At 66.0% G+C, this 10,546-nt stretch carries 11 protein-coding genes; 6 read left to right on the forward strand and 5 right to left on the reverse strand.

Annotated features, from left to right (window positions below; translation table 11 throughout):
- On the reverse strand, positions 1-585 hold a 585-nt coding region (locus QOC69_RS25935), incomplete at its 3' end, for a response regulator transcription factor (RefSeq protein WP_526445054.1).
- 214 nt (positions 586-799) lie between these two features.
- On the opposite strand from QOC69_RS25935, the gene QOC69_RS25940 reads away from it, so the two are divergent.
- A complete protein-coding gene (locus tag QOC69_RS25940; RefSeq protein WP_526445056.1) occupies positions 800-1,468 on the forward strand; it encodes a response regulator transcription factor in 669 nt (222 codons plus the stop codon).
- On the opposite strand, the gene QOC69_RS25945 is transcribed toward QOC69_RS25940, so the two are convergent.
- Together QOC69_RS25945 and QOC69_RS25950 are read right to left on the reverse strand one after the other, a co-directional pair.
- Positions 1,463-2,848 carry a HAMP domain-containing sensor histidine kinase gene (locus QOC69_RS25945; protein ID WP_526445058.1) on the reverse strand — a complete coding sequence of 462 codons (1,386 nt, stop codon included), beginning with the start codon at positions 2,846-2,848 and terminating at the stop codon, positions 1,463-1,465. The two genes, QOC69_RS25940 and QOC69_RS25945, sit on opposite strands and share 6 nt — an antisense overlap.
- A 198-nt stretch (positions 2,849-3,046) precedes the next feature.
- Positions 3,047-3,463 (reverse strand): YkvA family protein, encoded by a 417-nt coding sequence (locus QOC69_RS25950; protein ID WP_526445060.1) that lies wholly within the window; start codon positions 3,461-3,463, stop codon positions 3,047-3,049.
- Positions 3,464-3,729: 266 nt separating this feature from the next.
- On the opposite strand from QOC69_RS25950, the gene QOC69_RS25955 reads away from it, so the two are divergent.
- The 3 genes from QOC69_RS25955 to QOC69_RS25965 all read left to right on the forward strand — a co-directional run bounded on the left by QOC69_RS25955 (position 3,730) and on the right by QOC69_RS25965 (position 7,028).
- Positions 3,730-4,956, forward strand: a complete 1,227-nt coding sequence (locus tag QOC69_RS25955; RefSeq protein WP_526445062.1) for a hypothetical protein — start codon at positions 3,730-3,732, stop codon at positions 4,954-4,956.
- A 120-nt stretch (positions 4,957-5,076) separates the two neighbouring features.
- Positions 5,077-6,039: an FAD-dependent oxidoreductase gene (locus QOC69_RS25960; RefSeq protein WP_526445064.1), complete on the forward strand. Its 963-nt coding sequence runs from the start codon at positions 5,077-5,079 to the stop codon at positions 6,037-6,039.
- A 173-nt stretch (positions 6,040-6,212) separates the two neighbouring features.
- Positions 6,213-7,028, forward strand: coding sequence for a cutinase family protein (locus QOC69_RS25965; RefSeq protein WP_526445066.1), 816 nt, complete (start codon positions 6,213-6,215; stop codon positions 7,026-7,028).
- Positions 7,029-7,295: 267 nt separating this feature from the next.
- Here QOC69_RS25965 and QOC69_RS25970 read toward each other — a convergent pair whose 3' ends face one another.
- Positions 7,296-7,913: a PadR family transcriptional regulator gene (locus QOC69_RS25970; RefSeq protein WP_526445068.1), complete on the reverse strand. Its 618-nt coding sequence runs from the start codon at positions 7,911-7,913 to the stop codon at positions 7,296-7,298.
- Between the two features lie 71 nt (positions 7,914-7,984).
- Between QOC69_RS25970 and QOC69_RS25975 the strand changes: the two genes are divergently transcribed.
- Positions 7,985-9,043 carry an NAD(P)H-dependent flavin oxidoreductase gene (locus QOC69_RS25975; RefSeq protein WP_526445070.1) on the forward strand — a complete coding sequence of 353 codons (1,059 nt, stop codon included), beginning with the start codon at positions 7,985-7,987 and terminating at the stop codon, positions 9,041-9,043.
- A gap of 15 nt (positions 9,044-9,058) precedes the next feature.
- Positions 9,059-9,460, forward strand: coding sequence for a VOC family protein (locus tag QOC69_RS25980; protein ID WP_526445072.1), 402 nt, complete (start codon positions 9,059-9,061; stop codon positions 9,458-9,460).
- A 528-nt stretch (positions 9,461-9,988) separates the two neighbouring features.
- On the opposite strand, the gene QOC69_RS25985 is transcribed toward QOC69_RS25980, so the two are convergent.
- Entirely contained in the window at positions 9,989-10,402 is a 414-nt protein-coding gene (locus tag QOC69_RS25985; RefSeq protein ID WP_526445074.1) for a MarR family winged helix-turn-helix transcriptional regulator, read from the reverse strand.
- Positions 10,403-10,546 lie beyond the last annotated feature (144 nt).

Consider the following 10,546-nt stretch of genomic DNA (forward strand, 5'->3'; position numbering starts at 1 on the left):
ACCGACGTAGACCTCGACCACATTGTCGGCACCGTGATACCTCGGATCCCAGACGTGCTCCAGAAGGTCGGCCTTGGTGACCACCGTGTTCCGGTAGCGCATCAGGTATTCCAACACTCCGAATTCCCTCGGCGTCAGCTCGATCGGGGTGCCCTCCCGGGCGACGCAACGTCGTACCGGGTCGAGAGACAACGAGCCTGCGGTTAGTACGACCGGTCGCTCGCAGGCACCGCGGCGCATCAGCGCGTGTAGCCGGGCGACCAGCACCTTGAACACGAACGGCTTGGTCAGATAATCGTCGGCGCCCAAGTCGAACGCGTCGATCTGGTCGTGTTCGTCGGACTTCGCGGTCATCATCATGACCGGCGTCCACACATGCTTGGCGCGCATCCTTCGCAGCACCTCATATCCGTTGAGACCCGGCAGCATGATGTCGAGGATCACTGCGTCGAAGGACTCCTCCGTCGCTAGCTGAAGCCCCTCGATACCCTCGCCGGCGATCACGACGACGAAGCCCTCCGCTTGCAGGCCGCGGCGAACAGTGGAGGCGAGTCTCGACTCGTCCTCGACGAGCAGGACCTTCATGCGCTACCTGTTCGGCCATCGCCGTGTCGTGTCACGGTCTACCTCCTGGTCGACCCGCCGGGTCTCCCCGCACATCAGCACAGTAGAGGCCGGTAGCTGAGGAATCGCTAAGGCTGCCAAAGGCCGAATGGATTGCGGGTGCGCCACGGCTTCAGCGTGCTTTCAGCGGCGCGCTGTCACTGTGGAGAACACCACTGATCGGGGAGGCCGCCACGTGAAGCTTCTCCTCGTGGAGGACGAACCGCGCCTTTCGTTGGCGCTCACCAAGGGTTTGCGCACCGAAGGTTTCGTCGTCGTGGCCGCTGCCGACGGCATCGATGGACTTCATCAAGCGACCGAGGAGCCCTTCGACGTGGTGATTCTCGACATCATGTTGCCGGGCCTCAGTGGATACGAGGTGCTGAGGCGGATGAGGTCGCGGGGCGTATCGACGCCCGTCATGATGCTGACCGCGAAGGATGGCGAGTACGACCAGACGGATGCGCTGGATTTGGGCGCCGACGACTACCTGATGAAGCCGTTCTCGTTCAAGGTGCTGGTGGCGCGGTTGCGAGCCCTCATCCGTCGAGGGGCCCCGGAACGGCCCGCAGTGTTGGTCGCCGGGTCGTTGGCGCTGGATCCGTCCCGGCGGTGGGTGCAGCGAAACGCCACAGGGATATCTCTCACTCCGCGGGAGTTCGGGCTGCTGGAGTACCTGATGCGCAACAAGGACACCGTCGTCACCAAGGCGGACATCCTGCACGACGTGTGGGACGCACACTACGAAGGACCCAAGAACGTCGTGGAGGTCTACGTCAGATATCTCCGCAGCAAAATCGACATTCCCTTCGGCGCCGCGTCGATCGAGACGGTCCGTGGAGTCGGTTACCGGTTGTCGTCATAGGGGCAAGGTGACGGTCACCCGAGTTCCGCCGCCCGCCCGCTCATCGACGACAATCGTTCCGCCGTGGGCGGCGACGATCTCGGCGACGATCGCCAGCCCAAGGCCGGCGCCGCCGCCGCTGCGCGCCCGATCGGAGTCCAACCGCACGAACCGGTCGAAGACGTGAAGCCGCTCCGATTCCGGTATGCCGGGGCCGTCGTCGGCAACGACGAGGATGGCATCGGCGGCACGCTTTTCGACCGCGATTTCGATTCGCGAGCTGGCGTGCCGGGCGGCGTTGTCGACCAAGTTGCGCAACACGCGCAAGACTCCGCCGAGGTCGCCGACCAAGCGGGTCGGCGTGATGTCAGTGTGGACGTCCAACCTCGTTTCTCGCCTGAGCCGGGCACCTTCGCTTTCCGCGATGACGTCCAGTGGTACCTCGTCATTGCGCAAGGCCAGGCCACGTTCGTCGGCGCGCGCGAGCATCAGGAGGTCTTCGAGGAGCGCCTGCATCCGGTACGCCTCCGGAAGAAGAGTGCCGGTCAAATCCTCATCCAATAGTTCGGGGTGAACCTCCCCCACCTCCAACACCGAAATGATCGTCGCCAGCGGGCTACGCAGTTCATGGGACGCGTCTCCGACGAATCGCCGCTGGGCGGTGTGCCCCGCCTCGACGCGTGCCAGCATCTCGTTCATTGTGGTTGCGAGCGCGGAGATCTCGTCGCGGTTCGCTGGAACCGGCACCCGCTCAGCCAAATGGGAGCTGGAGATCTCGGCGACCCGAACACGTATCGCGTCAACTGAGCGTAGGGATCGCTTCACGAGACGGTAGCTTGCGGCCGCGGCGACGCCGATGACGATGGGCGCGCCAATCGCCAGCAGCATCGCCACCGTCGCCGCGGTCGACTCCGCACCCTCGCTTCCGCCGGCCACCAACACGGCGTACCGCCCGTTGGGCGACTCGGCTATCTGACTGCTGACGCGGAGGTCGTTGTCGGGTATCGGACCCACCGGTGTGCCCGCTCGCAATGAGGTCGTGACATCGGTGACGGGTATCAGCGGGGTGTCGGACGCTGACTGCGAGCCCAGCTTGACCTTCCCGTCCATGGCCACGATTTGGACCGCAACGATGCGCTGGTCAGTCGCCAACAACGCCCCGTCGAGTTCGGTCGGAATGTCGGACTTCAGGCCCGCCACGACGTCGCCCACCCGCCCCGCCGCCGCGGCGTCCACTCCGTTGAGCAACGAGTGGTAAAGGACGGCGACCAAGCCGGCTCCGGCGACGGTGACCGCCACGAACACCACCGTCGCCGAAACTGCCGCTGACCGCGCCGGGATGCCCCAATTGCTCGGACTCAGCAGTTCTCCTAGCATCCCGTGCCTCGTGTGGGTGCGCATTCCCGCACGGTCGTGCATCGGCGTCGACTCCATTGGGGCGGCGTCCGTTGTCAAACTCGTCACCTGCTGCCGCTGCGGCATCACCGTATTCTGGCCTCGAGATCCTGTCTTTCCGCTGAGAGCGTCGGCACGTCAGAACAGCGTCTCGGGCATTGCACTTCGGCGTATTGGCCGCGAGCTCTTCGCTGCGCCGCCGTTTCACACGGCATCACGTAGGCGACACATCCGACGAACGGCAACCAGCCCCTCAGGCGTGCCCGGCCAGTGTTTGGCCAACGCCTGGGGGCCGGCACGCCGCGCAACAGAACGCAGTACGAACGCAACGATGATCGCGTCGTCGGCGTAACCGAGGACGGGAACGAAATCCGGAATCAGGTCGATCGGTAATGCCAGGTACCCCAACAGCAGCACGAGACGAACCCGAATACCGCGCGGCATCGTCGGATCGAACGCCAGCCGCTTCAGCAGTCGGAGCAAGTCGGGCAGCAACCGCATCGCGTCTCGTACTCCAACATCGTCCGGCTTGACGAACCACAATGCGACGATCAGCGCCGCCCAGATCAGCACCACGCCAGCGATCACGCTCATCGGAATCAGCCACCAGTCTGACCACATCCGGTTGATTCTCGGTCAATGGCAGTGGGTTGGCGAGGGTCGGACACCATCGCTCACAGCGGTGTTGGTTCACGGTCGCCTCGATCTGAGCAGCCCGCCCCCGGCGGAGCGATGTGGGACCACGCCGTCGACGCCCTCGACCGCTTCGCCACGCTCTGATGATGGGCAAGGATCCACCAAGGCGTCGGCCGCAGCCTTTAATGGGTTCGATAGCAGCGCAGCGAGATGACTCTGGCAAGCATCAGCGAACTCGAAGGAGCACGGAGATGAATCGCAAGACCACAGTGATCGCTGCGCTGGCGGCGGTGATGGTGGCCGGGTGCTCTTCGTCGACCGGTTCGACGGCGGCGCACGACGCGTCGGGCAGCGCCGCTTCGCCGACATCGACATCTACGGAGGCGGCCCCGGCGGCGCACGGCGTTGAGGCCGCGATCGGCGCCGTCCCCTGGTCGCAGGTGGGTCCCGGTTGGATCCTGGCGACCTGGAGCCCGGTCTCCGGCGGCAGCCCCGGCCAACCACCGGTTCCTGGCGAACCGTCGCCCGGCACCGCCACCACGACGCTGTACCTGGTCGACCCGGCCGGTGGCCGTTACGCGATCACCACCTTCCCGCCACCGGGCGACATGGCGGGCCCGCAGTTGGTCGACTGGTCGGGCGACGGGAGCCAGGCCCTGTTCTACGCGGAGTACGCCAAACCCCCGGCGGCCATCCTGGTCGACCTCCATACCGGCGCACAGACCCCGTTGCCCGTCAACGGCTCCCCTCGCTTCACCCGCCCCGACGGCAAGGCTCTTCTGGTGGCGACGCGGGGCTACACATCGCATCCCGGGTCGCTCGTGAGCGTCGACCTCGCCGGCAACCCCCACCTGAACTACCCGGTGGGGTCGGACTTCGGGGGCGGATACCTCTCCACACCCGACGGCACGCGGCTCGTGTTGGGTACACCGTCGGGCCTCGCCCTCATGGGCAACGACGGGACGGGCGGCAATGTGCTGCCGATGCAGGGTCAGACCGACTGCAGTCCGCTGCGGTGGTGGGACGGCAACCGCAGCACGACCGTCCTCGCGAGGTGCGAAGGCAGCGACGGTAGCGGCATGCGCCTCTGGCTGGTGCCGACCAGCGGTGCCACACCAACCGCTCTCACCGCACCGAACAACGGACAGAAGGGCCCCGATCTCGGCGACGCGGACGCGTGGCAGCTCCGGGCAGGCACGTTCGTGCAGGCCTTGGGCGCGTGCGGCGTCGTCTACCTGGCCAAGCTCAACGCCGACGGAACGACATCACCGGTGTCGGTGCCCGACGTGCAGAGCGACAGCGTCGTCGTGGTCGGTGTCCACGGGAATGACCTCCACCTCCAGGCCAAGGCCGGATGCGGGAGCGGCCAGGCGCTCCTCTCCTACGACACCACGGCCGCCAAGTCGATCGTGCTGCTCGGCCCACCGATCAACGGTGGCGGCGTCATCGACGCCGTGGCCTACCCAGGCCAGGAATAGGCTTCGGCGCGCGGAGGCGGCGGGGTCAGCGGTGCGCATGTTGGCTCAGCGCTGCGGCCCGCGTAGCTTTGCTCCCGTGCAGCACGATCCCGGCGGCCTCCTCGGCTCGCGCTCGGGTTCATGACCAACGCATTGCAGGTCGTCGTGGTCGGCGCCGGAGTCAGCGGACTGACCACTGCCATCTCCCTGCTCGAGGCCGGGCACGGGGTGCGGTTGGTGGCCGCCGAGCCCAGCGCGGCCACCACGTCGGCGCTCGCGGCGGCGGTGTGGTTCCCGACGCACGTCGGACCGTGGGAACGGGTGTTGCGCTGGGGTGAGCACACCTTCCGTGTGCTCGCCGACCAGGCGGCGACACACGTGCCCGGGGTGGTGATGCGCGAGTCGCTCGGGCTCTACCGGCAAGCCCCCCGCGAACCGGAGTGGGCGGCCGCGGTGGGCGGTGTCCGTCCCGCGGAAGCGGACGAGCTGCCGCCGGGTTATCGACACGGCCTGCGGTTCGTGGTGCCACTGGCGGAGATGCCGATCTACCTGCCGTGGCTGGTCGCCCGGGTCCACGGTCTCGGTGGCGAGTTCACCCAACGACACGTGCGGTCGCTGCAAGAGTTGGGCGACGACGCCGACGTCGTGGTCAACTGCGCCGGTCTCGGTGCGCGCGAACTGGTCGGCGACTCAGCGGTATACCCGGTCCGGGGTCAAATCGTCCGCGTGAGCAATCCCGGTCTGACCTTGTCGATCCGCGACGAGCAGCATCCCGGCGGTCGCGCGTACGTGCATCCTCGGGCAGACGACTGCATCCTGGGCGGCACCCTGGATGAAGGGCGCTGGGACACGACAGTCGACCTGGCCGCAGGCGCAGCGATCGTCGAGCGTTGCTGCGACCTGGTACCGGCGCTGCGTGGCGCACGGGTGCTCGAGCACGTGGTCGGCCTGCGCCCCGGCCGTTCGACCGTCCGACTGGAGGAGGGCGAGCAGCTCAGTTCCGGTGCGCGGGTGGTGCACAACTACGGGCACGGTGGTGCGGGAATCACGTTGAGTTGGGGCTGCGCACACGAGGTTGTCACGCTTGTCGACGACGCAGGGTGATGCTGGCGCGCGAATTTTCGATCGTGCGCTGGCCCCCACGACCGCGCTTGCGTCCACAGGCTCAACGCGCGCTCGGCTTCGCGGTGTGTCAGCATGGGCTTGTGAGGCCCCGCCGGATCGCTGGTTTGATCGGCGCTGCGGCAGCGGCATTTTGGGTGATGCAGAGTGCACCGATGCCGTCCGCGCTCGCGGCGCCCTGCCCCGACGCCGAGGTGGTATTCGCCCGCGGCACTACCGAGCTGCCTGGTGTGGGCCCAACGGGTGAGGCGTTCGTCGACTCGCTGCGCTCCCGCGTCGGCCCGAAGTCGGTCGGGGTGTACGCGGTCGACTATCCCGCCACCACCGACTTCCCCACCGCCGTGCAAGGCATTACGGACGCACGCACACATGTCCTCACCACCGCGGCGAACTGTCCTCACACCAAGATGGTGCTCGGCGGATTCTCCCAAGGCGCGGCGGTGATGGGCTTCGTCACCGCCGACGCCGTCCCCGATGGGGTTTCCGCTGTGGACGTGCCAGCGCCGATGCCGCCCGACGTGGCCAACCACGTCGCAGCGGTTGCCCTCTTCGGTAAACCGTCGACGCGCTTCATGCACGCGATCAACGACCCACCCGTCGAGGTCGGCCCGCTGTATCTAGGCAAGACCATCGACCTGTGTGTCGACAACGACCTCGTCTGCGATCCTCACGGGAGCAGCTTCTCCGCGCACAACGAGTACGTAGAGGCCGGCATGGTTGACCAGGGCGTGGCTTTCGCCGCAAGTCAGCTCCAGGCGAGTTGGGCCGCGGACGTGGCTGTGCCGCCCACTTCGGTGGCGCCGTCACCGTCGACACCGGTGCCGCTGTCCGGGCCTGCAGCGCCCCTAGCGCCGCCGGCGCCCTCGGTGGCAGCTGCGGGCCCGTCGCCACATTTGCCGCAGGCACCTCTGACACCGCCCGGCCCTGCACCTTCGGTTGCGCCGCCACCGCCCCCTGAGCCACTCGCCTGAGTTCGAAGTGGCCTCTGGCCGTTGCGGTGTGTCTGCCGGCGCCGCTGAACAGGGGTTGCTGGCAGCCGTCGAACGCTCAGGTCACGCGGTGGGGATCGGGCAAGACGCCGACGTACAGGGGGCCGCCTGGTGATCATCGCCATGGGCCTTTACCAGGGGTTCCGCCCTGGACGCGATCTGTCCCTATGAGGTACTCACCTATCTGCCCGGCGCACAGGTGGTCTTCTGCGCGGCGCAGACGGGCACCCGATCGTCGACTGGATCCTCCTAGGCGGGCCACCCTGAGGTGAAGGCGTTGGGCGGCACCGTCGCGCCAGTTGCCGGTGTGACACCAGTCCATTCACCGATCGCGTCATCGGCCCACTGGGCCCATCGGATGACAGCCTCGTATTGACCCATGAGCAGCTTTCCGGTGATCGCAACGATGGGCAGCCGGTCTGGAAATGGGCCGCCCATCGTTGCATACTGCGTTGACCTGTCGAGGATTTCAGCCAATCGCGCCTCTGCGTCCGCCCGGATCTCCCTCACCGCCGAACGCAGCTGATTCGCGTCACCCGCGTCCGCGAACGCCACCTTGATCATGGCTTCGAACTCCATGCGCATCCCCGCGGCGGGTGTATCCAACCAGTCCCGCAGCTCCGTGCGACCCGCGTCGGTGATCTCGTAAATGGTGCTGCGCCGCTTGCCCGTGAAGGACGGTTGCGAGGTGGCCAGACCGGCGGTCACGAGCTTCTTCGGCTCTTCATAGACCATGCTGGCCGCCCGAGGCCAGAACCAGCTCACCGTGCGGTCCATCTGCTGAGCGAGTTCGTAGGTCGTGAACGGCTGGATCGAGAGCAGGCCGAGTATCGCGAACGACGTCGGAGTCAGCTGCTTGTTGGCCATGGCGTTTGACAATACTCCGATTCGGACTATCTTCGAAATTACTCCGAATCGGAGCATGCGAAGGAGAAGCCATGCCAGAGACGCCGGATGTCGCTGCGCTCCCAACCCGGTTGACCCGCGAGTATGGCCTGCGGCATCCGTTCGTCGGTGCGGGTATGGGATTCATCGCCCACGAACAGCTTGCCGCCGCGGTCACCAATGCCGGCGGATTGGGTGTACTAGGAGCATCTCCCGATCCTCCGGGCAGCTTGCAGATAATGGTAGAACGATTGTGCGCCTTGACTTCTGGGCCGTTCGGAGTGGATCTCATCTGCGCCGATACCGGGTTCGGGCCTGCCAGTACGGACTGGCATATCGATGTGTGCGTCCAGCTGAATGTGCCCTTGGTCGTATTTCACCATGACCCACCACCGGACCGGTGGGTCAACACGTTGCGTGCCGCGGGGACAAGTGTCTGGATGCAAGCTTCCTCCCCCGAACTTGCCACGGCCGCCGTCGAACTCGGCGTCGACGGGATAGTCGCTCAGGGCTGCGAAGCCGGCGGCCATGCCCGCGGACGGATCCCGTTGCATACGCTGTTGAGCACGATCCGTGACGAGTGGCCGGACATGCTTCTCTTGGGCGCGGGCGGCATCTCGGACGGGACCGCGGCGGCAGCTGCATTGCGTGCCGGCGCCGACGGAGTGTGGGTAGGCACCGCCTTGGTTGCGGCCGAGGAAGCCAACGCCCATTCCGAGTACAAGCGTCGACTCATCGATTCGCCCGGTAAGACGTTGCGCACCACTGCCTTCGGACCCGAATGGCCCGATCAGCCCTACCGGCTTCTCGCCACCCCGGCCGTGCGCAGCGCTGCAGCAAGCGTCGATGCTTCCGAACCACAACAGCACGCCACCATCGGTCGGACGCGCCTGTTTCCGCACTCGGTAAACGTGCCGTATGACATGCCGTTCAGGTCGACGTTGCCACCGACACCCGAAACCTGCGGTGATTGGGAGTCGATGGCCTACCCTGCCGGCGAAGGGGTAGGCGCAGTTCGACGCACTGCCCCGGCCGCCGAGATCATCCGACAGATGATGGGTGACGCATACGACATACTCACGACCGGACACCCGCACCGCATCCAAATGTGATCCAGAGGAATATCCATGCCAACCTTCAGCAAGGTTTCGCACATTTCGTTCTCCGTCCAGGACGCCGAGACAAGCGCTCAATGGTGGGCAGCGCTGCTCGAACTGACCGAAATCGACAGGGTCGTCGGCGACGGGTGGCACGCCATCTTGCTGCTGCATCCGCTGTCGCGGACCGTCATCGAATGCCAGCAGCACGACGAGAATCAGGGCGAGACCTTCGATCCCCGGCGCACCGGGTTCGATCACATGGGTTTCAAGGTCGACACACGAGCCGGCCTCGATGAGTGGCTGGCACGGTTCGAGCAGCTCGGGGTGCGTCACTCTCCGATCGCCGAGCGCGAATACGGTGCGGTACTGCCGTTCAAGGACCCCGACGGCATTCAGTTCGAGATGTTCTTCAAAGCCGACCACCCATAGCGCACAGGCGAAATCGCAGGCGACATTCGAACATCGCCGCACGTACGACCTTTCTGTAATCCCGCGGTGTCCGAAACTCACGGGGTGATAACTACATGCACATTCGCCGAGCGGACAATGGCGCGCTTTGATCTCGTGCGCTTTTGGCTCCTTCCGTCAGGAGCCCAGACTGTCAACAAACTCAGCAGTTGAGAGCTAGCCATCGTCAACGGCCGGAGAGCAACGATCTAGGGCGGCGAGGATGGCTGCCTACGCCAGGGATGCGGCGATCGGGTGATCCCCCCGGACGTCCTGGCTGACCGCAGTTGTGAAGTACGGGCTGAGGTGCGACGCGACGACGGCCCGCAGTTCGGTGGGCGCCGCACCGCCTCCGCCGATCGCTCGCTCTGAAACCAGTTGGCTGCTAACGCTTTACAACGGTCCGACGACACGACGCCGGTGGACGCGCACGCTGACGCCCCGCGTCGACGTGAATCAAGGTGTCTGCTCCGGTCAACCAGCCGAAGGGATCCATCGCCGTTCTCTCGGTCAATCGGTTAGCGTGGCGAGGCGTTCGTCGCGGGCGATGCGGAGCAGGGTGGCTCGGAGTTTCGCTGCTGCCGATTCGCCGAACACGTCGTTGAAGCGGTCCTGCGCCAATTTCCACGCCTCCCGAGCCTGCGCGAACTTGGCGTGTCCCGTTGTGGTGAGCACCACGCGGCGCCGTCGCCGGTCATCGTCGCTGGAGACCAACGCGATGAGACCGTCGCGCTCCAACGGTCGCACGTTGTGCCCAAGGGCCGACCGGTCCAGCACGAGCGTCTCGGCCAACTCACCCATGGTGGGCGGATCATCGGGCTGCCGATGGAGTTCCTCAAGGATCGCGTACTGGGTCGAGCGCAGTCCAGCCGGCGCCAAGGCGTCGTCGTACAACTGCGTCATGCGCCGGGTGGCCTTACGCATGGCCGTTGCGCTGCACGGACTTTCGTCGCGTGCCCCAAAGCGACTGGGCATGATCGTCCTCCGCTTTCCCTTGTTCACGTCGATCCCGCTCAATCTTAGGGCATATGCCCCCTTTACACCAAGGGGCATATGCCCTAACTTGGG

The organism is Mycobacterium sp. (assembly GCF_032162105.1).
Classification (GTDB): domain Bacteria; phylum Actinomycetota; class Actinomycetes; order Mycobacteriales; family Mycobacteriaceae; genus Mycobacterium.